This window comes from Pseudoalteromonas sp. S558 (genome assembly GCF_005886635.1).
In the GTDB taxonomy this organism is placed as follows: Bacteria; Pseudomonadota; Gammaproteobacteria; order Enterobacterales; family Alteromonadaceae; genus Pseudoalteromonas; species Pseudoalteromonas aliena.
On sequence record NZ_PNDU01000640.1, the window covers coordinates 1 to 254 of the forward strand.

Annotated in this window: 1 pseudogene; it reads right to left on the bottom strand. The window is 36.2% G+C overall.

The window, feature by feature from the left end:
- Nucleotides 1-254 (bottom strand): annotated as a pseudogene (locus tag CWB66_RS21760) (protein translocase subunit SecF); the annotation flags it as partial.

Consider the following 254-nt stretch of genomic DNA (forward strand, 5'->3'; position numbering starts at 1 on the left):
CGGAAGTTTTCACGAATACGGTACGATACAACAATAGTATCTTTATTTGAAAAACCAATTACCGCAAGCATTCCCGCTAATATAGATAAAAAAAACACTAAACCTAATACAGAAAACAAACATACAGTAAAAATAACATATTGTAATAGTGCACCTACCTCACCCAGACGAAAGCGCCATTCAAAGCGAAATGCAACATAGATCAAGATACAAATAAGCGCAGTTAACATGGCCAAGCGACCCTGCTCTTTTAA